Raw genomic sequence first — 24,836 nt, 5'->3', positions numbered from 1 at the left:
GTCACTCCGTGATGGCGCGACGCGGAGCGCTCTGCTCGGCCTCGGTCTCGGGGTGGATCTCGCCTGATGGTGCGGGCTGCATCGAGCCGTCGCGGAACAGCATCTCGCCGGTGATCCGGGGTTGCGGCGAGGTACTGGGGTCGTCATCGTCCTTGACGAGGTGACGGGTGGTCTGGTGGCGTGGGTAGATGCGTGACATGGTGGCGAGCACCTCCTCGGGGCTGCCGCCTCGTTGTTCCTCGATGATCCGACCGTCGGAGAGGAACACCAGACGGTCGGCATGGCTCGCGGCCAGCGCGTCATGGGTGACCATGACGATGGTCTGGTTGAAGTGGTCCACGGAGCGACGCAGGAAGGTGAGCACCTCCGCGGCGGAGGTGGAGTCCAGGTTGCCGGTCGGTTCGTCGGCGAACACGATGTCCGGGCGGTTCATCAGCGCACGGGCGCACGCCACGCGTTGCTGCTGCCCACCGGAGAGCTCGTGCGGTTTGTGGGTGAGACGGTCGTTGAGCCCCAGCACGTCGATGATCTGGTCGAACCAGCGCTTGTCCACCTTGCGTCCGGCGATGGTCAACGGCAGCACGATGTTCTCACGCGCGGTGAGGGTGGGGACCAGGTTGAAGGCCTGGAAGATGAAGCCGATGCGGCTGCGTCTCAGGGTGGTCAAGGCGGTGTCCTTGAGGTTGCCGATGTTGACGTCCCCGATGTGGACGCTGCCGGAGGTCGGTGAGTCGAGTCCGGCGAGCAGGTGCATCAGGGTGGACTTGCCCGACCCGGAGGGTCCCATGATGGCGGTGAACTCACCGGTGTAGACCTCGAAGTCGACGCTGTCCAACGCAACGACGGTGGCACTGCCCTGGCCGTAGGTCTTGCGGAGTTTGACTGCTTTGGCTGCGATGGTCACGGGAGCCAAGCTACCAGCGAGACGTGTTGTGGGCCGGATCAGGTTCGGCATGCACAGATCCACACCCGGTGACTTTGAGTCTTGATGTGTAATTACAACTTCGTCACCGTAGTAGCGCCTGTGGATCCTGTGGGAACCTGACGAAGAAGCTTGTCAGAGCCAGTTCGGTGGTGTGGATTGGCTGTGGGTGACCGATGGATGAACGGTGTCTGGTTGTGGACGGCCACGGCCGTCGACGTCGTCCACCACAGCTTCCACCGGTACTGCGGACAACTTGTGGATATCCGGGGGGACGAATTTGCGGCCGAAAGTGAGCCACGGGTTGCCCACCCGGTGGCGTGCCGGTGGACATGAGGGAACCCCGCTCGGCATTGACTCTCGACAGGCCGCCGTCAGGGCGTCAGGACTGCTTGATGCGGTTGGTGAGCTCGGTGACCTGGTCGAACAGCTGCCGGTCCTCGCCCATGCGGGAGTCGATCTTGCGCACCGAGTGCATCACCGTCGAGTGGTCGCGCCCCCCGAAACGGCTGCCGATCTTCGGCAGTGACAGATCGGTGAGCTCACGACACAGGTACATCGCGATCTGCCGGGCCCGCACCAGGGCGGCGACACGGCTGGAGCCGACGAGGTCGTCCATCGAGATCGAGAAGTACTCGCAGGTCGCGGTGATGATGGAGTCGGCGTCGACGTGGGTGGCACTGCCGTCCGGCATGAGGTCGGCCAGCACCTGTTCGCTCAGCTCCAGTGTGATCTCCTGGTGGTTGAGGCTGGCCAGTGCCGCGACACGGGTGAGTGCCCCCTCCAGTTCCCGGATGTTGGTGGGGATGCGGGAGGCGATGAGTTCCAGCACCTCGGTGCCCGCCGTCAGTCGTTGCGAGGCCGCCTTCTTGCGGAGGATGGCGATGCGGGTCTCCAGGTCCGGCGGCTGGATGTCGGTCATCAACCCCCACTCGAAGCGTGACCGCAACCGCGGTTCCAGGGCCTCCAGCAGTCTCGGCGGCCGGTCGGAGGTCATCACGATCTGCTTCTGGGCGTTGTGGAGGGTGTTGAAGGTGTGGAAGAACTCCTCCTGCGTCTGGATCTTCGCCTCGAGGAACTGGATGTCGTCGACCAGCAGCACGTCGACGTCGCGGTAGGCGCGCCGGAAGTCGGAGGCGCGGTTCTCGGAGATCGCGTTGATGAAGTCGTTGGTCAGCTCCTCCGTCGAGACGTACTTCACCCGCAGGGTCTCGTAGTAGCTGTTGACGTAGTGGCCGATGGCGTGCAGCAGGTGGGTCTTGCCCAGTCCGGAGGGGCCGTAGATCATGAGTGGGTTGTAGGACTTCCCCGGCTGCTCGGCGACGGCGGCGGCGGCGGCGTGGGCGAACCGGTTGGAGGATCCGGCGACGAACGACTCGAACGTGTAGCGGGGGTTCAGCCGAAGGTCATGATTGACTCCGACATGCTTGCTGCGCATGTCATCGTCATCGGGGGAGGTGTCCTTGGGGATCTCGTGACCGGGGGGTGCGGTCTCCTCCTGGATCGACGGGTCGATCATGAAGGCCAGGTAGGTCGGGGTTCCCGTGGCGAGGGTGAGCCTGCTCTCGATGTCGGAGCGGAGCTTGGTCTCGATGCGTTCCCGGGTGGTCTCGTCGGAGACCGCCAGCATCAGGGTGCTGCCGTGGATGGCGAACGGACGGGTCCGTCTCAGCCAGGCACGCGACGAGATCGGGACCTGGGTGACGACATCCTCCCAGAGTTCGTTCAGCTCACCGCCCGGGGACACTGTCACGCGCGACTCCTCTCTGACCGGCCACGGATGAGCTCTCACGAGTAATCCACATGGTTGTCCACAACGGGGTACAACTCCCCCAGCTGTGACCGCGACAGGCCGACCCCTGTGGAAAAGCACGTCGCGCAGGAAGAAAACTAGCCGCTTTGGAGGCCGCCTGCAAGGCCATCGGACGCACTGGCAGTACTACATCGGTGTAGTTTGCACAGGCTGTGAAGTTCTGCCCGCGGTTTGTCGAAAACGTGCTCCGCCACGTATCGTTGACCGGTCGCTGTCCCCATCCTGAGGACGGCAACCTTCCCCAGGTCCGCAACGGACCGCCAACGTCTTTGGAAACAGTCACGGAGTCATCCCCATGAGCAAGCGCACGTACCAGCCGAGCAACCGCCGTCGCAGCCGCACCCACGGTTTCCGCGCCCGCATGCGCACCCGTGCCGGACGCGCCATCCTGAGCGCGCGTCGTCGCAAGGGCCGCGTCGAACTGTCCGCCTGAGAGATGCTGCCCCGAGCCCGCAGGCTGCGACGTTCGGTCGATTTCACCGAGACGTTCCGCCGCGGGGCCCGGGCAGGGACTCCCAGCGTGGTGGTCCACGTGGCGGTCGCAGCCGAGAATCCATCCGGGGCTTCCCGGGTGGGTTTTGTCGTCTCCAAGGCTGTGGGAAACGCGGTGATCCGCAACCGGGTGAAGCGTCGGTTGCGGCACCTCGTCGCCTCACGGCCCATGACGACGGGGATGGATGTCGTCGTGCGGGCACTTCCGCCCGCCGCGGCCGATCCGGGAACCCTCGCGGAGGATTTCCACAGTGCCTGGGAGCGGGCGTTGCGGAGGGTGACGACGTGTTGAAGCACCCGATGCTGTGGTTCATCCGGGGGTGGCGTCGTTTCGTCTCCCCGCTCTACGGCGACGTGTGCAAGTTCCACCCCACCTGCTCCGCCTACGGTGAGCGGGCCGTCGAGTTCCACGGCGGGATCCGGGGTGGCTGGTTGACGGTGCGGCGGATCACCCGCTGCCACCCCTGGTCGATGGGGGGCGTGGACTACGTGCCAGGCACCCCCGAGGCCCAGCAGTGGGCCGAAGAGGAAGCAAACGACAAGACCCGGGACCGTTCCGGGCAGAAGGTGTCCTAGATGATCGAGTTGCTGGTGTCCCTGTCCATCTGGGACGGCATCTACGGCCTGCTGTCAGCGATGATGCAGCCCATCTACTGGGTGATCTCCGGCATTCTCGTGCTGTTCCACGCCCTGTGGGCGCCACTGTTCGGGGCCGACTCCGGCTGGGCGTGGGCCATGGCCATCATCTGCATGACGTTGCTGGTGCGCACGTTGATGATCCCGTTGTTCGTGAAGTCGACGAACTCGTCGCGGGCCCTGCAGATGCTGCAGCCGAAGATGGAGGCGCTGAAGAAGAAGTACGGCTCGGACCAGATGCGGTTCAGCCAGGAGGTGCAGAAGCTGTACGCCGAGGAGGGCGTCAACCCGATGGCCTCCTGCTTCCCGATGCTGCTGCAGATGCCGGTGATGCTGTCGCTGTACCGGGTGCTGCAGGGGGTCGCGGACAACCAGGTGCGTGGTCAGTGGCTCAAGGACAACCCGCAGCTGGTCGAGTCGTTGCAGCAGGCACAGTTCCTGGGGGCGGATCTGTCCGGGCGGATCTTCCCGCTCAGCCCGTTCGGGATGACCCAGATCCTCGGTGTCCTGCTCGTCGTGCTCATGGTGGTGACCCTGTTCATCACGCAGCTGCAGCTGATGCGCAAGAACATGCCGCCGGAGGCGTTGACGAGCCAGTTCGCGCAGACGCAGAAGATCATGCTCTACGGCTTCCCGATCATCTACGCGCTGACCTCGACGTTCATCCCGATCGGTGTGCTGCTGTACTGGACGGTCAGCAACATCTGGACGATGGGTCAGCAGGGTCTGCTGATCCGCAACAACCCCGCACCGAACACCCCCGCCTACATCGACTGGGAGGAGCGGATGCGTGCCAAGGGCAAGGATCCCGAGGCCATCATGAAGGAGCGTGCCGCGAAGCGCCGCAAGGGTCGGCCGGCCCCGGCGGCCTCGTCGTCGCAGCCGGAGGTCGACGAGCGGACCGGGCGTCGGAAGGTGACCAGGCAGCAGGTCTCGCGTTCCACGGTCCGGACCACGGACAGCACTGGTGCCACCGGCGGCACCAGTGGCGGGGGCCGTCGTCAGCCGCGCGCCACGACGCGGGCGGCGAGGAAGAAGAAGTAGTTCTCCGGTCCCGTCGGGGACCACTGATTCAAGAGGGATCACCATGAGTGAGAAGACCGACAACGAGGCCCTGCTGAGTGAGGGTGACCTCGTCGCCGACTATCTGGAGGAGCTGCTGGACATCGCGGATCTCGATGGGGACATCGAGAACTCCGTCGCGAATGGCCGGGCGCACATCGCCATCGTCACCGACGACGACCGTCTGATCGGCAAGGACGGTGAGGTCCTGGATGCCCTGCAGGAGCTGTGTCGACTGGTCGTGATGACCGAGCAGGGGCACCGCTCCAGGCTGACCCTGGATGTCGGAGGGTTCCGTGACAGGCGTCGTGCGGAGCTGGTGGCGCTGGCGAAGGACGCCATCGCCGAGGTCACGGAGACCGGTGAGGCGGTGAGGATGGCGCCGTTGAACGCCTATGAGCGCAAGATCATCCACGACGAGGTCGCGGCGGCCGGACTGAGCAGCGAGTCGGAGGGCGAGCCGCCGTTCCGTCGCGTGGTCGTCTCGAAGGGCTGAGGACCACGCCATGGTGCCCCCGGGTGAGGCTGATCGGTCGGAGGACCGGGTGCGGGGTGCCCTCGCCGAGCGTTTTCCCCAGGCCCTGCCGGGGCTCGACAGCTACGCGGAGATCCTGCGGGGCAGGGGCATCGAGTGGGGTCTGCTGGGGCCGCGGGAGGGTGACCGCGTCTGGGGCAGGCATCTGTCCAACTCGTTGGCACTCAGTGATGTCATCGCCTCCGGGTTGGACGTCGCCGACGTGGGGTCCGGGGCAGGGTTGCCCGGGCTGCCCCTCGCCCTGGTGCGTCCGGATCTGCGGGTCACCTTGATCGAGCCGCTGCTGCGTCGTGCCACTTTCCTGGAACTCGCCGTCGAGGAGTTGGCGCTGGGTGAACGGGTGACGGTGCTCCGGGCGCGGGCGGAGGAGGTCAAGGAGGTCTTCGACGTCGTGACCTGCCGGGCGGTGGCGTCGCTGGAGAAGCTGGTGAGGTGGACCACACCGCTGTTCCTGCCCGAGGGTGAACTCCTGGCGCTCAAGGGGGTCTCGGCGGAGGAGGAGATCGAGGCCGCGTCGACGCTGCTGCGCAAGCGTGGTCTCGTCGCGGAGGTGTTGGAGATCCGTGCTGCGGCGATGACGGAGGGCACGAGGGCGGTCCTGGTCCGGTCTGCCTGAGTGGTCAGGCTCCCGGCTGGTGCACCCTCACCCCGGAGCGTGTGCGACGAGCACGTCGAGACTCCGTGACGTCCACCCCGGAGGCTCCCGGGACCGTGTGACTGGTCTCGATCACGCAGCGCCGCTGGTCAGTGGTCACAGCCTGGAGGTCGATCCCGGTGGTGTGGTGGTGGGCTCGTGGTCGGCCAGGGCCGGGGTGAGTTGGGTCACAAGCTGTGTCACAGTGGTCTGTCCGGGATGTGGGGTCCGTTGCTCACACCGAGGGCACGAGGCGCCTGATCGGCGAGCCCCGGTGAGGGCTGCCCGGGGACACGATCTCTGGTCCCGACCGGGCTGCTCGTTGTCCTCGTGATCCGGTGTGCAGGCCGGACCGCGGAACAACCCTCCCGACCTCTGTCCCATGGTCAGCTGTGGGGTAGCATCCCGACATGACCTTGAACCTGTAAGTCGTTGAGTTTGTAAATCAGTATGTCGACAATCATTGGGTGTTCCGCATTCTGCGTGGTCGAACACCTTGTCAGAGGATGTTTCATCACCTCTCCACTGGTCGAGCCGGGTTCATGACCAGGAGCGAGGCAACCCAGGTGACCTCAGACCTTCTGCGGGGGGGCATCTCTCGCCTCGCCACGGACCCGCCTCGCTCGAGGTTCGGCGTGACCAGTGTGAACATGGGTGGTCAGTGATCCCTTCAACTGAAGCTTGAAAATGCTATGTCATCATGTCGCTTTTTCGACATACCGTGAGGTCTGCTTGTCACCGAGGTGCTGGGATCCATGCAGGTGCGCAGACGGCCGTGAAGTCGCGGGTGTTCCCACTGTCACACCATGGCAGACACGTCGAGCAGTGTGATGTTCCAGGACATGCCCCACAACTCTGTGGCACGACATGAGAGATCAGGGCGGTTCGGTCACCTCCTTGGCCAGGACACATCGCGATCACGTGATGAGTGACCTCCTGGTTGATCGGAACAGGAGTTGTGCGCGGACGTCGTCTCGCTGCCGCCACAGCGTCGTCTCACCTTCGTCGGGCAGTGTTGTCATGGGCTGCGGACGCCTTGCGAGTGATCAGGTGCTCCCACCGGATGTCGTCACTGACCCTCCTGCAGCATCGTCGCGACAAGGGGCGATGCACGCTGAACCTCCGAATCGGCACAGTTCGCCCTGCCATACTGCTTCAAGCCATGTCACTTGGAGGATGCCGTTTCACGTGAAACGGGAGATTACATCTGCACATGGTGCAGTCAGAACCACTGACCTTGGTGGGGAGCGTGTCATCAGCTGTTGTGGCCGACTGTGACTTCACCGCGGGTCCACGGCTCGGTCAGACCTCTGAGTCGCCTCTCATCCTGTGTCAGGTGGAGGACCTCCAGGATCAGACAGCCGAGAGGTCGTGTGCACCAGATCCACTCGTGGATTGATGGCGGGGTCAGCGCGTCTCTCCGGGATTCGATGCGGCACCTACCAGAACCTCCATGAGCGGCAGAGAGTGGTGCTGAGCCGGTTGGACATGGGTGAGCGCAGTACCCAGACACACGAGGGCTTGCTCAGGACAGAGGATCTTGCTCTTCACACCGAGGGGATCCAGGGCCCGACCGTCGAGTCCTCGCACGGGTTCCTCGCGACGCATCCTGCTGGTCTTGGCCCGGTCGCCCGCCAGTGTTCGTGGTCCGTGGACGAACAGACCGCCGAACAGGCCACAGAACCACTCGCCATGGCGCTGTCGTGCAGCACGGTTGTGGCTGAGGGTTCGCGTGGGTTCGTTTCACGTGAAACGGACACCTGTGAGCTTCCAGATGCGGTGTGAGCCGCTCAACGGAGGTCCTCCCTGAGTCCACCTCTGGGGCTGAGCCCGAGGTGATCGACAGGGATGACCCTTCAGCTGTGGAGAAACAACTGCTGATCGCGTTGCTACAGGCTCAAAAGCTGGGGAGAACAAGCCCAAATCTGCTGAAAACTCTTCGCAAGGTCTTGCTTCACTGCTGCTCACGCCGGACCGCGATGCGGCAGCGAGCAGGCGGTGTCGAGGTGTCGAGAGCCGGGGATGAGTTCCAGCAGAGATGGTCCGGAGCTCTCACGGTGCGGTGCTGGGTGCCTACGGTGTCAGCAGTGGGAAGGAGTTGCGATCTGGCGCTCATGAATGATCCCCACAGGAAGGGTTCAGTGATGCACCACAGGTCGTTGACCGACTTCGGACGGAGTTCGTACAGAGAGCAGGAGTTGAGACCCGTCGAAAGCGCAAGGAACCGGAAGCAGGTCATGACCCGGGTCATCGCCCACGCTGCCCGCTGTCTGATGCGGGAACACGAGAACGACGGCTGCTGAATGTCTGCTGCGATTTCTCCGTGACCGTGGAGCGGTCAGCTGAATGGACGATCCCTTCCGTTTCACGTGAAACGGAAGGGATCCGGATGATGAGCTCATGGACATGACCTTGTGCGAGGCGGCAGGAGCTCCAGAAGCTGCGGTGCCCCATGAGCGTCGCTGAGCCCAGGGTCAGGTCTGAATGGTTGTCCGCTGCTGCCCTGACCTGCATGTTCAACTCCGAGACCGTGACGTCGATGATTCCGTCGGTGAACTGACTGAGAGGACCTGGTGTTGGCCCTACCGTTGAGCCTTCAGCTGTTCGGCATGACTCGTGACAAGGGGAACGGTCATGACTGCCCGACCTGTCCTGCCCGGAAATCTCTGGTCTCGGCTGAGCCAGCGGTGTGGCTGAGTTCTGGCGGATGATGTCGCGTCGGATTCACTGTGAAGGATCAGTGCCATTGTTCACGTGGCTTCGGCCGTTCATGTCGGAGTGAAAGGGCCAGCGAGCTGTCCGTGTCCGAGACCCTGGTGATGAGTTACAGGGAACTCGTGGGAGGTCTCACTGCCGGGCGCGGTGCTTTCGGCGTGAGCAGTGGGACGAAGATTCGATCTGGCTCTCGTGGATGGAGCCCCAGAGGAGGCGCGCCACACGACAGTGATCAACAGAACCGTCGCAACTTGTCCACATTGTGGGGACAACTCTGTCTGAGACATTGCTCGGTAAGGGTGGTTGTGGACAACGCGCTGACGTTTCACGTGAAACGGAGCATGAGTCCAACGGACGGTGTTCATCTGTCCGGCTACTGGGTGAGCCGATCGGTGCAGCACACGATACGCCTTGCATGCTCACGACGGGCGTTGACACCGTGTTTGAAGCACATGTTCCCTGACAGATCGAGGGAGAGGGTTCGCAGAGGCCCGCCCCAGACCCTGTGGGATGGAGCGGATCGGCAGCAGGAATGGATGATGCCGTTTCACGTGAAACGCCTCTCCAACAGATGCTCGAGGCGGTGCCTTGTGTCGGACGACGCCTACGATGTCTGGTCCAAAGAGGGGTGGAGCTCCTCCAATCGTCACCAGGGAGTCATCCGTGTGGCCAGAATTCTGGTCACGTTTCACGTGAAACGCTCTGAAAGGTGCGGGGGGCTTTTGTGAGGCATACAGTGTCTTGTGTCGAAGGAGGAGACATGGGATTGTTCTTTCGGAAGCGGCGCTCACAGCCCCAGCCCGAGCCGGAGGAGCCGTGGAAGCGCCACGAGAACGTTTCACGTGAAACGGTGATCCAGACTTCTGTCGGCCCGCGCAGAGCACGCCTTGACGACGATGAGGAGGCTTGGGACTACGTCGACGAGTACGGCGTGGAGTACGACGAGGGGCCGCCACTGACGCTTCCTCGCCCCGACAGGCCGCGTGTCTTCGTCGTTGCCAACCAGAAGGGTGGGGTCGGGAAGACCACCACGACGGTGAACGTGGCCTCCGCGTTGGCCTTCGGTGGGCTGAATGTCCTGGTGATCGACACGGACCCACAAGGAAATGCCTCGACGGCACTCGGAATCGACCACGATCCCGGGACTCCTGGCGCCTATGAGGTGCTGCTCCAGAACGCCAAGATCGAGGATCTGGCGCAGCGATCACCACATTCCCCGAATCTCCATGTGCTCCCGGCGGCCATCGAACTGGCGACGGCCGAACTGGAACTGGTGAACGTGGCTGGTCGTGAGGCCATGATGAAGAAGGCTGTGGCCAGCTACATCGCGAATTCGGACGTGGATTACGTCTTCTTCGACTGCCCGCCGTCGTTGGGCCTGCTCACACTGAATGCGCTGGTGGCCTCCAATGAGATCCTGGTGCCCATCCAGTGCGAGTACTACGCGTTGGAGGGTGTCGCGCAGCTGATCCGCACCATCCAGCGGGTCAAGGGGAACCTCAACGACGGTCTGGAACTCAGCACGGTGCTGCTCACCATGTACGACAACCGCACCAATCTCGCCTCCGAGGTGGCACGTGAAATCCGTACCCACTTCCCCACGCAGACGCTGGACGTCGAGATTCCGCGGTCGGTGCGCATCGCAGAAGCCCCCAGCTACGGGCAGAGCGTCATCACGTATCAGCCCAAGTCCTCCGGGGCTCAGGCCTACCAGAAGGCAGCGGAGGAGATCGCACAGCGCGCAGTGACTGAGGGGAGTCGATGATGGCGAAAGCGCACCAGGGGCTCGGCAAGGGGCTCGGGGACCTCTTTGCCCGCACGGACAACACGGAGAACGACAGCACACAACCAAGCCAGAAGCTCAAGGACGGCTCCTATTTCATGGAGATTCCGCTTGAGAAGATCACGCCGAACCCGCGGCAACCCCGCAGTGTCTTCGATGAGGACGACCTGGCGGAGCTGTCTGCTTCCATCAAGGAATTCGGTGTGCTGCAACCCGTCGTTGTACGTGAAGTCGAGGCCGGGTATGAACTCATCATGGGTGAACGGCGCTTCCGGGCGTCGAAACTCGCCAGGAAGAAGACCATTCCAGCCATCGTCCGGGGTACGGAGGACGACGCGCTGCTGCGTGATGCCCTGCTGGAGAACCTGCATCGTGCCAACCTCAACCCGCTCGAGGAGGCCCTGGCCTACCAGCAGCTGCTGACGGATTTCGACTGCTCCAAGGAGGAGCTGTCGCAGCGGATCCACCGAAGCAGACCACAGATCTCCAACACGCTGCGGCTGTTGAATCTTCCCCCGACGGTGCAGACCAAGGTTGCCGCCGGTGTGCTGTCCGCTGGGCACGCCCGCGCACTGCTGGGACTCAGCTCACCCACCGCGCAGGAGCGATTGGCTGAGCGGATCATCGCGGAAGGTCTTTCGGTGAGGAGCACCGAGGAGATCGTGCGGTTGGGGGATTCCGATGGTGCACCGGAGGAAGAGCCGGTGACCAAGGTACGGCGTCTTCCGTCTGAGCGCGAGGCTGCGGTCGCGCAGCGCCTCTCGGACCACTTCGACACCCGGGTCAAGGTGGCCATTGGTCGGAGCAAGGGCAAGATCACCATCGAGTTCGCGACGGGTGACGACCTGGAGCGCATCCTCGCGGTCATGGAACACAGGACGATCTGAACCTTCAGCTCCAAGACGCCATAGCTGTTCAACGTTTTGTCGACAAAGCGCTGAACGGTGGGCTGATGGAGGTGAGGAGGTCGTGCAAGGTTGACTCTCAGGTCTGTGACAAGGGATTTTGTCTCAGAGCGATTCTGAGGGCAGCAGAGCCTCGGTGGAGGCCTCTCTTCTGAGCGGTCCGGACTCAGGGGATCAGGCCTCGAGTCCGAGTCGTGAGCCGGGTTCGAGGTCCTGCACGGGGCTGTCCGTGGTGACTGGGCCTCGATGCGACCAGCGGGGTGTGTAGAGAGCTTGGCTCCTTCGTCCCGTTGGTCGTGCGGAGGTCCGGGCGACTGCAGGAGTGCTGAGCCCCTCTCCCGATGCTGGTCGAGCTGAGGGACGTCTGTGGACTGACAGTCGAGACCTCTGGTGGCCTGTGCTGGGGCCTGCACCCAGCGGCGTTGGTCTGGGCCGGATTCCTGCTCAAGCTGATGGCATCTCGACATGAGGGGTCGTGCAGGCCCGTCCGCCGTGCTCGGTGCGGACACCTCGCTGGTCGAGCCGAGGGACGTCTGTGGACTGACAGTCGAGACCTCTGGTCTGGCTGGTGCCCGGGAGCCGGGGTCCGTGGTGTGGTGGTCTGGGTCTGAGTTCCTGCGCATGGTCCGGGTCGTCCCGACACGGGTCCTCTCGCAGGCTCGTCCACCTGATTCGGTGATGCGGACCGAGGATCTGCACTTCATGCGGTGAGGAAGAACCTCATTGTGTTTTGTGCGGAAGCGCAGGATGACGTTGGAAGGCCATTCCGGTGGTGTGCGTGACAGCGCCTCGTCGGGTCCGGGAGTGTCCCGCGGCTGACCACGCGAGTCATGACGAAATCACCTGCCTTCCCCGGCATTGGGCCACTGGCACCAGGGGCACCGAAGAGGCACCAACCCAGGTCAGAGGAGGGCCTGCAATGCTCATCCCTGCCTCACGGCCCAGGCCTCTGGCGCATGGTGCAGGAGGTCGGGTCGAGAACGGGGTTGCTCGTCACATTTCTGGTTCGACGGAGCGGAGACACCAGCAGTTCCCGATCACGTCGACGTCACCGGGACAGATGCGAACCTTCCGTGGAGTAGCTTCTATGCTCTGGGATGAAGCTTGTCAGAAAGGTCCCCACATGAGCGAACCGTACCCGTCCGGCCAGCAACCCGGATATCAGCCGTCGCTGGGCCACCCGCCCCAGAGCCAGGGGTTCGTCGCCCCACAGCATGGCGGTATGACCCCACCCGGCCCCTACCCGCCCCAGCACGGCGCCCATGCCCAGCAGGGCTACGGGCAGCCCGGTGGGTACGCTCCTCAGGGCTATGGGCAGCCCGGTGGATATCTTCCCCAGGGCTATGGGCAGCCAGCTGCCCCGCAGCGCCCGGGTGCCGCGACGGGGGCGTCGGTGCTCGGCATCATCAGCGGTAGCCTCGGCATCATCGCCGGTTTCTTCAGCATCGCCGTGGTCTCAGGCGCAGACTTCGTGACGGGATCCGCGGATCTCGGCCCGATCCTCATCCTGGGCTACATCCACGCCTTCGGAACCTTCCTCACCGCCGTGGCGCTCCTGGCGAGCGGCATCACCTTCCTCAAGGGCAAGGGGTACGGTGTTCTGCTGGGCGCAGGCATCGCACAGGCGGCCTGCGTCACACTGGGACTCGTGATCACCCTGATGCTGGTCGGGGAACTCAACGGTGCCAACATCCTGGGCCTCATCATCGGCTACGGTCTGGCCGGTACCACCATCTTCCTCATGCTGAGCCCAGCAGCAAAGCAGTGGAAGAAGTAGACCCACACCGCCTCATCACGACGGCTGTCCGGATCTTTCCGGGCAGCCGTCGCGTTTCCGGCCTGAGCGATCCGCATCCTCCTGCCCCGGTGTTGCTCTCAGCGGAACCGTGGGTCAGCTCCTGTCGAGCCTTGGACTGACCGCCAGCGGAGACGACGAGCCCTGAGAGCATCAGGACTGTGGACATCCCGGGGTTGGTGCGGGAGGATCAACGACATGAACCTCTCCGAGCAGCCCCCTGAGTTCCGGCCCACACCGTCGCACCCGGTACGACCACCGGGTGGCTACGTGTGGGCACCCCACGACACGAGTGGCACGAGCAAACAGCGACGTCCCGGCGCGGCGACGGCGGCGTCGGTGCTCGGCATCGTCAGCGGCAGTCTCGGGATCATGCTGTCGTTCATCTTCGCCGGGCTGGCACTGTTCATCTCGATGGAGACCCAGAAGGGGGCGACCTCCGGGACGATCGGCCTGGGAGTGTTGTACTTCTTCGCTGTCGGCCTTCCTGTCGCGGCGGTGCTGCTCCTGGTGTCCGGGATCGTTTTTCTGCTGCGCAAGGGGTACGCCTCGCTGATTGCCGGCACCGTGATGCAGCTCCTGCTGAGCGGGGCCTTTCTCCTGTTTCACCTGACCGTGGGAAGAGGCAGACATGCACCCAGCCTGATCGGCGGTACCGTCAGCCTGGGGCTTGCAGTGGCCTCACTCATCCTGCTGTTCAGCCCGTCGGTCAAAATGTGGCAGCGGCAGGGGCAGAGCACCGGCCACGGGGCCTGACCGGCGGCCGGTATCCAGCCCTGAGTCGACTCGTCGACTGCTGGAGACCTTGTGTCGGACTCCCTCGGTAGGATGATGCCTGCATCCGAGAGGTCCTCGGGCCAGGAGACGAGCATGGCACCCACCACCAGCGAAGCCCAGCGCGGCGAGCTGCACAAGACGATCTGGCGCATTGCCAACGACCTGCGTGGCAGCGTCGACGGGTGGGACTTCAAGGCCTATGTGTTGGGGATGTTGTTCTACCGGTTCATCTCGGAGAACCTGACCGCCTACATCAACGCTGATGGGGACGACGACTACGCGGAGCTGCCGGATGCCGTTGCGGAGCGGGGCATGCGGGGAATCATCGAGGAGAAGGGGTTCTTCATCTTCCCCTCGGAGCTGTTCGTCAACGTCCGTGCTCGGGCTGCTCAGGACGCGAACCTCAACGAGACGTTGGCGCGGGTGTTCCGCAACATCCAGGGCTCCGCGATGGGCCAGCCCAGCGAACGCGCCCTCAAGGGCCTGTTCGATGACCTCGACGTCAACAGCTCGAAGCTCGGACCAACCATCCCCAGGCGGAACGAGAAGCTCGTCAAGCTGCTGAACGCCATCGGTGACCTGCCGCTGGGAAGCTTCGAGGACAACTCCATCGACCTGTTCGGCGACGCCTACGAGTACCTCATGCAGATGTACGCCTCCCAGGCGGGCAAGTCCGGGGGCGAGTACTATACACGCCGCCGGAGGTCTCAGAGGTGCTGGCCCGGCTCACCGTGGTGGGGCGGAAGTCGAAGGCCGATCTGGCCTTCACGATGCACATCCTGTCCTGGCTGGCGGTCAACGGCACCGCGGCCATCGTCGAGTTCCCCGGGGTGCTGTACCGGAGCGGCGCGGAGCAGAAGATCCGCAAGTATCTCGTGGACAACAACTACGTGGATGCGGTCATCCAGCTGCCGCAGGACCTGTTCTTCGGCACGACGATCGCCACCTGCATCATCGTGTTGAAGAAGTCGAAACCCAGCAACGACGTCCTGTTCATCGACGCCTCGGCGGAGTTCAGCCGGGTCGGCAACAAGAACAAGCTGCAGCCGGAGCACCAGCAGCGCATCCTGGAGCTGTTCACCGCCCGGGAGGAGGTCCCCCACGTCGCGTCGTTGGTCAGCAATGAGGACATCGGTGAGGCCGACTACAACCTGTCCGTCTCCGCGCACGTGGAGAAGGAGGACACCCGCGAGGCGGTCGACATCACGGAACTCAACGCGGAGATCGCCCGCATCGTCGCCCGTCAGGCCGAGCTGCTCCTCTACCGTCGCGACGACGGCACCGCGGCTCTGGAGGTGCGGCTGGTGGATGAGTCGCTGTGGCTGAGTCAGCAACAGATCGCTGAGCTGTTCCAGACCTCCCGAACCAACGTCGTCGAGCACCTGCGCAACATCTACGCGGAGGGTGAACTGGAGGAGTCGGCAACCTGTCGGAGATTCCGACAGGTTCGCACCGAGGGATCTCGCCAGGTCACCCGGGACATCCGCAGCAGCGAGAAGGTGCTGTACCGGCAGGTGCTGGACCTCTACGACACCAGCGTGGCCTGAGAGGTCGTTTCATGACTGGTGGCGTGCTTTGACGAGGAGTGGTGGTGCGGTGTAGGCCGTGGCCAGGGTGAGCAGGGCAGTGGTGTTCCCAGTCGATGGCCCCGGGGTGACCGAGTTGGTCAAGAAGGATCTGGTGGAGGCTGGCCCACACGCCTGGTTCTCGTCAGTGATGCAACCGGTGCCACCAGGTGATCCCGGAACCGAATCCGTCCGTGGTCGAAGCGTCACCGGCAGTTCGGAAACGATCTCTGAGTCTCCGTTTCCCCGATTGAAGTGCAGCGGGAAATCGTGAGACTCTTGGAGAGGTTCACTCAACTGGAGCTCTGCGGTGCCAGTATGAGTGCTGCCGGGGTCGGTTGCTGACCTTTGAGGAGAAGAGATGATCCCCGACTACCAGGCCTGCATGCGGCCGGTACTGGAACTGCTCTCCGATGGCCGGACCTGGCGGATGCGGGACCTCATCTCCGCACTGGAGGACGAGTTCCAACTCACGGCCGAGGAGCGCGCCGCCCTGATACCCAGTGGGAAACAGCGGGTGATGGCCGGTCGGGTGGGCTGGGCCGTGACCTACCTGGTGCAGGCGGGCCTGGCGGAGCGACCCGCCCGGGGTCAGGAGCGGATCACCGAAGCCGGCCTCCAAGTCCTCCGTTCCCACCCGGAGCGGATCGATGTGAAGATCCTGAAGACCTACCCGTCGTTTCGCGAGTTCCTGCAACGCACCCGGAACACGACTGATGACAGCTCCACACCATCACTGGAACCAGCACCCACCCCGGCTGATCTCATCGCCCGAGCCGTCAGCGTCAACCGGGCTGCCGTCGAGACCGAGGTGCTGGAAGCCGCCCTGAGCATCACCCCGGCGGCCTTCGAACACCTGGTCATCCGCCTGCTCGGTGCCATGGGGTATGGACAACGCGGCTCCTTGGAGCGCACCCAGCCCAGCAACGACGGTGGGATCGACGGCATCATCAGCCAGGACCCCCTCGGCCTGGACCGCATCTACGTACAGGCCAAACGGTGGGCCGCTGATCGCATCGTCGACCGCCCAGAGATCCAGAAATTCGCTGGAGCCCTGCTCGGACGACAGGGCGACCGTGGTGTCTACATCACCACCGCGACCTTCAGCCGCGGAGCCCGTGACGAGGCCGAACGCATCAACGCCCGCATCGAACTCATCGACGGCTCACGGCTGGCCCACCTGTTGGTCCAGCACGGCGTCGGGGTGCAACGTGAGGAGACTCCCAGCCTGGTACGGCTCGACGACGACTTCTTTGAGGGACTGTGAGAGGCAGTTTCTCGGGATCCTGTCATGACTTCTCGGGCCTTGGATGGTCAAAACGCACAACTGATCCCCGAAAAGTCTCTGAAACAGGCGGCTCACCCGAGCCTGGACCTGGCCTTGTCGATCAGATCCTCGACGACCTCGCCCAAACTCAGACCCGCTGCCTCCAGGGCGAGCGGCACCAGAGAGGTCTCCGTCAGGCCCGGTGCGACGTTGCCCTCGATGAAGTGCGCGACGCCGTCGCGGACGATCAGGTCGGTGCGTGAGAGGTCACGCAGCCCCAGCAGCTCGTGCACCCGCACCGCGACCTCCCCGGCCTGCTCCAGCACCGCCTCCGGCAGCTCCCCCGGCGTGACGAAACGCGTCGCCCCCGCCGTGTAGCGGGCCTCGTAGTCGTAGACCCCACCCGCGGGCCGGATCTCCACCGGCGGCAACGCCCGCGGCCCCTCCGCCCCGTCGACGACGGTGACCGCCAGCTCCACGCCGTCGATGAACTCCTCCACCACGGCCATCTTCCCGTACGCGAACGCCCCCACCAGCGCCTGCGGCAACTCCTCCGCGGCACTCACCCTCACCGCCCCCAACGCCGATCCCGACCGCGCCGGCTTGACCATGAGCGGGAAGTGCAACCTCTCCCCGAGCGCCGCCATGATCGCCTGCGCCCCCAACTCCCGGAAGATGTCATCCGGCAACGCGACCTGCTGCGGTGTCGGGATCCCGGCCCCGGCCACCAGCCGGGTCGCGATCGACTTGTCGAAGGTCCGCCTGGACGCCGCACCCCCCGACCCGACGAACGGCACCCCGAGCACCCGCAGCACCTCACGCAGCGCCCCGTCCTCACCCAGCCCCCCGTGCAGCACCGGAACCGCGACGGGGTCGTCGTCGGCCTGGAGCCTGGCGATCAGCTCCTGGTTCACGTCGACGACCTCCACGGCCAGCCCCCGATCCCGGAGCGCCGTGGCCACCCGCGCCCCCGAACGCAGGGACACGTCCCGCTCATGGCTCAACCCACCGGCGATGACGAACACGGTCATGTCACACTCCCCTTCTCACAACACATCCGGTCCGGGCCCAGCCGCATGACCCCCACCCGAACTGCTGGAGATCCCGAACGTGTGCAACAACTCCAGCTCGCCCCGCACCACCTCGGCGAACCGCTCCACCCCCACGACGATCCGCTCCGCAGGGGGGAAGCAGAACGACAGCCGCACATTGCGACCCCCCTGACCGTCGGCGAAGAACGCCGAGCCCGGCACGAACGCCACCCGCGCATTCACCCCACGCGGCAGCATCGCCGACGCATTGATCCCCTCCGGCAGGCTCACCCACACGAAGAACCCCCCACCCGGCCGGGTCCACGAACACCCCGGCGGCATCTCCCGGCCCAGGGCCTGCAACATCGCGTCACGACGCTGACGGTACATCCCCCGGTACACCTCGATCTGCTGCCGCCAGTCGTTGTGGGTCAGGTAGTCGCTGATCGCGAACTGCGAGAACACCGGCGGACACAGCGTCGCCGACTCCTGCGCCAGCACCAGCTTCTCCTTCACCGCGTGCGGTGCACACACCCAGCCCACCCGGAACCCCGGCGCGAAGGTCTTCGAGAACGACCCCAGGTAGATCACGTCCTCATCCATCGAACGCATCGCAGGGATCGGCTCTGCATCCAGGCTGAGCAGCCCGTACGGGTTGTCCTCGACGACCAGCACCCCCAGCTCCCGGCACACCGCCAGCACCTCACGACGGCGCTCCAGCGGCTGCGTCACCCCCGACGGGTTGTTGAAGTTCGGGATGGTGTACAGGAACTTCGGGCGCTTCCCCGCCGCACGCAGCCGGGTGATCACCTCCCGCAACGCCTCCGGCACCAGGCCCGCGTCGTCGCAGGGCACGTGCACCACCTCGGCCTGGTAGCTCTGGAACGTGCCCAGCGCACCCACGTACGACGGCGACTCCGCCAGGATCACATCCCCCGGGTCGCAGAAGGTGCGGGTCACCAGGTCCAGCCCCTGCTGCGACCCGGCGGTGATGACCACGTCGTCGGCATGCGCGACGACGCCCTCCTCCGCCATCACCTCACAGATCTGCTCCCGGATCCGGGGCTCCCCCTGCCCCGACCCGTACTGCATGACCTGGGTGCCGCGCTCCCGGACCAGGGCACTCAGTTCATCGCCCAGATGATCCAACGGCAGGTCCTGGATGTTCGGCATCCCCCCGGCCAACGACACGATCTCCGGCCGGTTCGCCACCGCGAACAGTGCCCGCACCGCCGAGACCTTCAGGCTGTGCGTGCGCTGGGCGTAGTGCTCGACGAACGGGTCGAGCCGGGTGTCGTGTCTGCTCTGGCTCACCGGACCAACCTATCCCTCACCACCCCCCGGCGGGAACACCGCTCACTTTCCGCTCAGCCTGGCGTAGAACTCGTCCACCAGCGCCGACAGCGCCTCCGGGGTCTGCTCGCTGAGCCCCGCCACGGCGATGGCGGTGTCGTCGACCACCCGAACGCACATCGGCAACCCGTTGCCCTCCAGGGTGCCGCACATCGCATTGCCGACCTCCACCGGTTCCACCACACCGGCCGTCTTCAGGTACGCGGTCATGTCCGTCTCCGGCCGGTACAGCTGGAGCCGGAACTTGCTGGTGCCGTCGGAGTAGTCGGCGCTGAGCAGCTCTGCGTCACCCGTGACGGACCCGTCCCCTACAATGGGATCCCCCGCCACGTACTCACCCACCTGCTTCACCAGCCGCAGCTCCCACGGCCCACTCGAGGTGGCCGAGTCCGACGGCGACGTCGAGGGCGACGGCGGGGTCGGGGAGGCCAGGTTGAACACCAGCCACCCGGCGACCACCACGATCACCACCAGCACCCCGATCGCGGTGCTCTTGACCCACACCGGCAGCGGCGGCTTGGCGTCGTCGTCATCCCTCCCGACCGCGTGCCAGCGTCCGGGCGACGACGGCGTCAACGCGGAACGACGCGGCACCGGAGCAGCCGTCGTCGGCGAGGCGGGGGTCAGGGCGGAACGTCGCGGCACCGGGTCCGGGAACGGGCTGAGTGGCGTGCCGGGTGACGACGGGGTCAACGCGGAACGACGGGGCACCGGCATGTTCACCAAGGTGGGCGAGTCGTCCTCCTCGGCAACCTCCGGCAGACCCCGGCGAGGCCTGCCGGAGCCGGGTGAATCGAACTCGGCCATCAGATCAGCTCGTCGAGGACCTTCTTGAGCGCATTCTTCGACTTGCCGCCGGACAGCGACTTCTCGACCCGCCCGGCCTTGTAGAACTGCAACGTCGGCAACGACAGGATGCCCTGCTGCGCGGCGAGCCCCGCCTCGGCGGAGGTGTCGACCTTCACGAACTTCACCCGACCCTCGTACTCGCGGGCCAGCTCGTCGATGATGGGTGACAGCTGCTTGCAGGGAGAGCACCAGTCGGCCCAGTAGTCCACCACGACGGGGACGGGGGACAGCAGCACCTCATCGGCGAACTGGGCCTCGGTGATGTCGGCGACACTCATGGCTTCTCCTTCGGGTTCAGGACTGGAGGGCGGCCAGCCACCGCTCGGCGTCGAGGGCTGCGCGACAGCCCGACCCGGCGGCGGTGATGGCCTGACGGTAGGTGTGGTCGACGAGGTCGCCGCAGGCGAAGACCCCGTCGAGGTTGGTGGCCTGGGAGCCCTCGCGCACCAGCACGTAACCGGCGTCGTCGAGATCCACCTGGCCCTTGACCAGCTCACTGCGGGGATCGTGCCCGATCGCGACGAACACCCCGGCGGCCTCGACGTCGCGGGTGGCGCCGGTGACCACGTCACGCAGCGTCACGGACTCCACCGTGCTCTCGCCGTTCATCGACTCCACGACGCTGTTCCACGCGAAACTGAGCTTCGGGTCCTTCTCGGCACGCGCGACCATCACCTTGGAGGCACGCAACTCGTCACGACGGTGCACGAGCAGCACCGAGGAGCCGAACCGGGTGAGGAAGGTCGCCTCCTCGACCGCGGAGTCACCGCCCCCGACCACGATGATCGGCTTGTCACGGAAGAACGCACCGTCGCAGGTGGCGCACCAGCTGACCCCGAACCCGGACAGCCGGTCCTCGCCGGGAACCCCGAGCTTCCGGTAGCCCGAACCCATCGCCAGGATGACGGCCCGGGCCTGCCAGAGGTTGCCCGTGGAGTCGGTGACCTGCTTCACCTCACCGGTCAGGTCGACGGCCGTCACGTCGTCGGTGACCAGCTCCGCCCCGAACCGCTTGGCCTGGGCCCGCATGTTCTCCATCAGGTCAGGACCCATGACGCCCTCGGGGAAGCCGGGAAAGTTCTCCACATCGGTGGTGTTCATCAGGGCACCACCACCGCTGAACGCACCCTCGAACACGACGGGGCTGAGCGCCGCGCGTGCCGCGTAGATGGCGGCGGTGTACCCGGCCGGGCCGGAACCGATGATGATCAGATCGTGAATGCTCATGTTCCCCTCAAAAGTGATCTCGCCCGGTCATTCTACGTGTCCCCCCGAAGTTCGACGTAGCGGAACCAGGCCCAGCGCCACCACCAGCACCGCCGTCGCGAGCCACAGGGCGACGCCACAGGCCTGGGCCAGGAGTGTCGCGGGGGCGTCGGAGACGGGGTGACCGGCGAGCACCAACCCCATCACGGTACCGCCCAGCGCCGACCCGAGGGCCGCCCCGACCTGCCGGATGGTGGACTGGAGGGCCGATCCCTGACCGGACTGGGCCACGGGTACGTCGTGGAGCACCATGGAGGTCAGCTGGGCGGCCGCCAACCCCAGGCCGATCCCGTACGGCAGCATCGCGGCCGCCACCCACAGGGGGGAGACGGAGGTCTGGATGGCGAGCGCCGTCGCCGCCATGCCGAGGATCTCCAGCAGCAGCCCCAGCTGCACGATGCGCCGGGTGGCCAGGTGGCGCGCCAGCAGACGCGCGGACGCACCGGAGGCGAAGGCCCCGAGAGCCATCGACATCAGCACCAGACCTGCGGTGAGCGGGCTGGCGTCGGCACCGGTGACCAGGTGGATGGGCAGCACGAAGATCAGGACGTACTCGGCGACCTGCACCAGCGCGGCGGTGAGATTGCCGCGGCTGAAGGTGTGGATGCGGAACAGGTCGAGGTTGACCAGGTGCGGCAGGCGGTGACGGCGGTGCTCCCGCAGGACGAACCAGACGAGGAAGCCCAGCCCCACCGCGACGGCGACCGGTGCGGCGGAGACCGGCGCGTCGGGGCCCCAGGTCAGGCGCCCGACCTGCAGGGCCTCGCGGGGGGTCCACCAGCCGAGGGTGGTGCCCTCGATCAACCCGAAGACCAGGGCACCGAAACCGAGGGCCGACAGGAGCGGGCCGAAGGGTTCGAGGGGTTCGGGACGGGGACTGCGGGTCTCCGGCACCAGATGCCGGGCCGCGACCACGACGGCGATCCCGAGTGGGACGTTGATCCAGAACACGGCCCGCCAGCCGGTGCCGGCGGTGAGCCAGCCGCCGAGCAGCGGTCCGAGCGCGGCGGCCCCCGACAGCACGGCCCCCCAGATGCCGAACGCGGTGGCGCGGTGGGGGCCACGGAAGGTGGCGTTGACGCTGGAGAGGGTCGCCGGCAGCACCATCGCCCCACCGACCCCTTGGACGGCGCGTCCCGCGATGAGTGGACCGGCCCCCGTCGCGAGGCCCGCCAACACCGATCCGGCGACGAACACCGCCACCCCGACCAGCAGCATCCGTCGGCGACCGTGGTTGTCACCGATGCGCCCGAAGGTGAGCAGCAGGGCCGCGAACACCACGGAGTAGAGGGAGTTGACCCACTGGCCACCGGTCAACGACAACCCGAGGTCGTCGATGATGGTGGGAAGGGCGACACCGACGACGGTGCCGTCGATGACGATGATCGCCAACGCGGCGGCGAGCACCCACAACCCGAGCCAGGTGCGGGTGGTGGGGGTCGTCGACATCGGTTGCTCCTTCTGCTGTCGCCAACTCTAGGGCCTGTCGCGTCGGCCGGGGCGTCGTGAGCAGGACCTCACCACCGATGTTCGAACACATGTTGGATTCCTGGTCGTTCCCGGGGTACCCTGTGGGGAACCGGTACCCGAGACACGAGAGGGCGGCGAGGAATGCCTGCGACAGTGCCACGGCCAGTGGATGTGACGACCCGGGCGATGCTCCTGGCCGCGCCCGTCGCGGTTCCGTGCGGCTTCCCGAGCCCGGCGCAGGACTACTACGAGGGACCGATCGATCTGACCGCGCAGCTCGTCGACGACGAACTGACGACGTTCATCGTCCGGGTCAGTGGCGACTCGATGACGGATGCCGGGATCTGTGACGGCGACGAACTGCTCGTCGACACCTCGAAGGAGCCGCGCGCAGGTGACGTGGTGGTGGCCAGGCTGGACGGCGAGTTCACCGTCAAGCGCCTCGACATCACCCGGGATGGTGTGATCCTGCGTGCCGAGGGCCGGGGGTACCCGGACATCGTCGTGCCCGAGCTGGCCGAGCTGGACGTGTTCGGTGTCGCGACCTACTGCATCCACCACCTCCGCAACCAGCGACGATGATCGCCCACGTCGACGTGAACTCGGCATACGTGTCGTTCGAGCGGGTGTTCAACCCGGCCCTCGAGGGGGTGCCGGTGGTCGTGCTGAGCAACAACGACGGCATGGTCGTCGCCGCCAGCGCGGAGGCCAGGGCGATCGGTCTCGACCTGGGGCGGCCCTGGTTCGAGCTGGGACCACATGCGCAACGGCTCGGTCTGAGGGCCGTCTCCAGCAACTACGAGCTGTACGGCGACATGTCGAGACGGACGATGGCCATCCTCGACCGGTTCACCACGGAACTGGAGGTCCGCAGCATCGACGAGGCCTTCCTCCTGCTCCCGCGCCGAAGCGCACGCGATGTCGAGGCGATGGCACGGTTCGGCCGGGACATCCGCACCACCCTGCGGCGGTGCCTGCGGATCCCGGTCGGGGTGGGGATCGCACCGACCCGCACACTCGCCAAGCTCGCGAACATGGCCGCCAAGAGGATCGACGTGTTCGACGGTGTGTGCGTGTGGCCGGCGTGTCGTCCCCAGTGGCGTCGAGGCCTGATGGAACGCCTGCCGGTCTCGCAGGTGTGGGGGATCGGCTCACGGCTGGAACGTCGCCTGGCCGGTCTCGGGATCAGCACCGTCTGGGATCTCGCGACCGCTGATCCCGGGATGATCAGGCGACGGTTCAATGTCCTGGTGATGCGGACCGCGCTCGAACTGCGTGGTGTCGCCTGCATCGACCGGGAGGAGGACCGCACCGGCCGGAAGGAGCAGCTCATCGTGAGCCGGTCCTTCTCCGAGAGGATCACGACCAGGGCGGGCATCCGTCAGGTCCTGAGCATCTACACGCAGCAGGCGGCCGCCCGGTTGATGCGCCACCAGCAGGTCGCCGGGACCCTGCAGGCCTTCGCGGGCACGAGCCGTCGCGCAGGGCAGCAGTCCCACCCGAGCGTCATCACCAGGTTGCCGCTCCCGACCGCCGACCCCGTCGCCCTCATGCGTGCGGCCCGGGAACTGCTGCCCCGCATCCAGGAGGGGGTGCACTACGCCCGCGCCGGCATCATGCTCATGGACCTGACCCCCGTCGGTGCCTCGGTGCCGTTCGAGATGTTCCGGTCCCCGCACGAGGACGCCGGGGTGGCGGAGCTGATCGAGCAGGTGCAGCAGCGGGCCGGTCGCGGCACCATCGGTCTCGGGTGGGGTGGGTTGCGTCCCGGCCCGTCGTGGCAGATGAGGCGGAGCATGCTCACCCGTCGGGCCACCACCCGGTGGGAGGAGCTGGCGACGGTGAAGGCGTAGGTGTCCTGGCCGGTGCTCCGTCGGTGTTCAGCCAGCATTCCGCGGTTCGCCTGTCCTGGGATGGAATTGCCTGTCCTGTTCGGAATTGCCTGTCTTGTTGGGCAGGCAATTCG

22 protein-coding genes and 1 pseudogene are annotated in these 24,836 nt (G+C 65.7%); 15 read left to right on the top strand and 8 right to left on the bottom strand.

Going from position 1 to position 24,836, the window contains the following annotated elements; translation table 11 throughout:
* Nucleotide 1 precedes the first annotated feature (1 nt).
* Entirely contained in the window at nucleotides 2-904 is a 903-nt protein-coding gene (locus EII34_RS09305) for an ABC transporter ATP-binding protein (RefSeq protein WP_464115346.1), read from the bottom strand.
* A gap of 400 nt (nucleotides 905-1,304) precedes the next feature.
* On the bottom strand, nucleotides 1,305-2,714 hold the full coding sequence (dnaA, locus tag EII34_RS09300) for a chromosomal replication initiator protein DnaA (RefSeq protein ID WP_124844879.1): 1,410 nt from the start codon (nucleotides 2,712-2,714) through the stop codon (nucleotides 1,305-1,307).
* A 316-nt stretch (nucleotides 2,715-3,030) separates the two neighbouring features.
* Here dnaA and rpmH point away from each other — a divergent pair, with 316 nt between their 5' ends.
* The 13 genes and pseudogenes from rpmH (at nucleotide 3,031) to EII34_RS09240 (ending at nucleotide 16,901) form a co-directional block, all read left to right on the top strand.
* Nucleotides 3,031-3,168 carry a 50S ribosomal protein L34 gene (rpmH, locus tag EII34_RS09295; protein ID WP_124844878.1) on the top strand — a complete coding sequence of 46 codons (138 nt, stop codon included), beginning with the start codon at nucleotides 3,031-3,033 and terminating at the stop codon, nucleotides 3,166-3,168.
* 3 nt (nucleotides 3,169-3,171) lie between these two features.
* Complete coding sequence (gene rnpA, locus EII34_RS09290) at nucleotides 3,172-3,519, top strand: ribonuclease P protein component (RefSeq protein ID WP_124844877.1); 348 nt, start codon at nucleotides 3,172-3,174, stop codon at nucleotides 3,517-3,519.
* On the top strand, nucleotides 3,513-3,803 hold the full coding sequence (yidD, locus tag EII34_RS09285; protein ID WP_124844876.1) for a membrane protein insertion efficiency factor YidD: 291 nt from the start codon (nucleotides 3,513-3,515) through the stop codon (nucleotides 3,801-3,803). Before rnpA ends, yidD begins: the two co-directional genes overlap by 7 nt.
* Nucleotides 3,804-4,907 (top strand): membrane protein insertase YidC, encoded by a 1,104-nt coding sequence (gene yidC / locus EII34_RS09280; RefSeq protein ID WP_124844875.1) that lies wholly within the window; start codon nucleotides 3,804-3,806, stop codon nucleotides 4,905-4,907. It abuts the gene before it with no gap.
* A 43-nt stretch (nucleotides 4,908-4,950) separates the two neighbouring features.
* Complete coding sequence (locus EII34_RS09275; protein WP_124844874.1) at nucleotides 4,951-5,421, top strand: Jag family protein; 471 nt, start codon at nucleotides 4,951-4,953, stop codon at nucleotides 5,419-5,421.
* 10 nt (nucleotides 5,422-5,431) lie between these two features.
* The gene (rsmG, locus tag EII34_RS09270; protein ID WP_124844873.1) at nucleotides 5,432-6,076 is read left to right on the top strand and encodes a 16S rRNA (guanine(527)-N(7))-methyltransferase RsmG; all 645 of its coding nucleotides are present in this window, start codon (nucleotides 5,432-5,434) and stop codon (nucleotides 6,074-6,076) included.
* Nucleotides 6,077-9,569: 3,493 nt separating this feature from the next.
* Nucleotides 9,570-10,574 (top strand): ParA family protein, encoded by a 1,005-nt coding sequence (locus EII34_RS09265; RefSeq protein ID WP_124844872.1) that lies wholly within the window; start codon nucleotides 9,570-9,572, stop codon nucleotides 10,572-10,574.
* On the top strand, nucleotides 10,574-11,479 hold the full coding sequence (locus EII34_RS09260) for a ParB/RepB/Spo0J family partition protein (RefSeq protein ID WP_124844871.1): 906 nt from the start codon (nucleotides 10,574-10,576) through the stop codon (nucleotides 11,477-11,479). Before EII34_RS09265 ends, EII34_RS09260 begins: the two co-directional genes overlap by 1 nt.
* A 1,141-nt stretch (nucleotides 11,480-12,620) precedes the next feature.
* Nucleotides 12,621-13,274 (top strand): proline-rich domain-containing protein, encoded by a 654-nt coding sequence (locus tag EII34_RS09255; protein WP_124844870.1) that lies wholly within the window; start codon nucleotides 12,621-12,623, stop codon nucleotides 13,272-13,274.
* 216 nt (nucleotides 13,275-13,490) lie between these two features.
* On the top strand, nucleotides 13,491-14,048 hold the full coding sequence (locus tag EII34_RS09250) for an NfeD family protein (RefSeq protein ID WP_124844869.1): 558 nt from the start codon (nucleotides 13,491-13,493) through the stop codon (nucleotides 14,046-14,048).
* A gap of 72 nt (nucleotides 14,049-14,120) precedes the next feature.
* Nucleotides 14,121-14,726 (top strand): annotated as a pseudogene (locus tag EII34_RS16555) (type I restriction-modification system subunit M N-terminal domain-containing protein); the annotation flags it as partial.
* A gap of 56 nt (nucleotides 14,727-14,782) precedes the next feature.
* Complete coding sequence (locus tag EII34_RS16550; RefSeq protein WP_260425113.1) at nucleotides 14,783-15,616, top strand: N-6 DNA methylase; 834 nt, start codon at nucleotides 14,783-14,785, stop codon at nucleotides 15,614-15,616.
* Between the two features lie 379 nt (nucleotides 15,617-15,995).
* Nucleotides 15,996-16,901 carry a restriction endonuclease gene (locus tag EII34_RS09240; RefSeq protein WP_124844868.1) on the top strand — a complete coding sequence of 302 codons (906 nt, stop codon included), beginning with the start codon at nucleotides 15,996-15,998 and terminating at the stop codon, nucleotides 16,899-16,901.
* Nucleotides 16,902-16,993: 92 nt separating this feature from the next.
* On the opposite strand, the gene EII34_RS09235 is transcribed toward EII34_RS09240, so the two are convergent.
* Genes EII34_RS09235 through EII34_RS09210 form a run of 6 tightly spaced genes read right to left on the bottom strand, consistent with a single transcriptional unit; the run spans nucleotide 16,994 to nucleotide 22,849 of the window.
* Entirely contained in the window at nucleotides 16,994-17,932 is a 939-nt protein-coding gene (locus EII34_RS09235; protein WP_124844867.1) for a D-alanine--D-alanine ligase family protein, read from the bottom strand.
* Between the two features lie 15 nt (nucleotides 17,933-17,947).
* Nucleotides 17,948-19,246 (bottom strand): aminotransferase-like domain-containing protein, encoded by a 1,299-nt coding sequence (locus EII34_RS09230; RefSeq protein ID WP_124844866.1) that lies wholly within the window; start codon nucleotides 19,244-19,246, stop codon nucleotides 17,948-17,950.
* Nucleotides 19,247-19,288: 42 nt separating this feature from the next.
* Nucleotides 19,289-20,092, bottom strand: a complete 804-nt coding sequence (locus tag EII34_RS09225) for a hypothetical protein (protein WP_124844865.1) — start codon at nucleotides 20,090-20,092, stop codon at nucleotides 19,289-19,291.
* Nucleotides 20,092-20,412 (bottom strand): thioredoxin, encoded by a 321-nt coding sequence (trxA, locus tag EII34_RS09220; RefSeq protein ID WP_124844864.1) that lies wholly within the window; start codon nucleotides 20,410-20,412, stop codon nucleotides 20,092-20,094. The genes EII34_RS09225 and trxA overlap by 1 nt, the downstream gene beginning before the upstream one ends.
* A gap of 16 nt (nucleotides 20,413-20,428) precedes the next feature.
* Nucleotides 20,429-21,361: a thioredoxin-disulfide reductase gene (gene trxB / locus EII34_RS09215; protein ID WP_124844863.1), complete on the bottom strand. Its 933-nt coding sequence runs from the start codon at nucleotides 21,359-21,361 to the stop codon at nucleotides 20,429-20,431.
* 27 nt (nucleotides 21,362-21,388) lie between these two features.
* Nucleotides 21,389-22,849, bottom strand: coding sequence for an MFS transporter (locus EII34_RS09210; RefSeq protein ID WP_124844862.1), 1,461 nt, complete (start codon nucleotides 22,847-22,849; stop codon nucleotides 21,389-21,391).
* Nucleotides 22,850-23,023: 174 nt separating this feature from the next.
* Between EII34_RS09210 and EII34_RS09205 the strand changes: the two genes are divergently transcribed.
* Nucleotides 23,024-23,452 carry a LexA family protein gene (locus tag EII34_RS09205; protein ID WP_260425112.1) on the top strand — a complete coding sequence of 143 codons (429 nt, stop codon included), beginning with the start codon at nucleotides 23,024-23,026 and terminating at the stop codon, nucleotides 23,450-23,452.
* Nucleotides 23,449-24,723 (top strand): Y-family DNA polymerase, encoded by a 1,275-nt coding sequence (locus tag EII34_RS09200; protein WP_124844860.1) that lies wholly within the window; start codon nucleotides 23,449-23,451, stop codon nucleotides 24,721-24,723. Before EII34_RS09205 ends, EII34_RS09200 begins: the two co-directional genes overlap by 4 nt.
* Nucleotides 24,724-24,836 lie beyond the last annotated feature (113 nt).

This window comes from Arachnia propionica (genome assembly GCF_003859805.1).
GTDB lineage: Bacteria > Actinomycetota > Actinomycetes > Propionibacteriales > Propionibacteriaceae > Arachnia > Arachnia propionica_C.
Note: the sequence above shows the minus strand (reverse complement) of the source record. Positions and strands in the feature narration are given on the sequence as shown.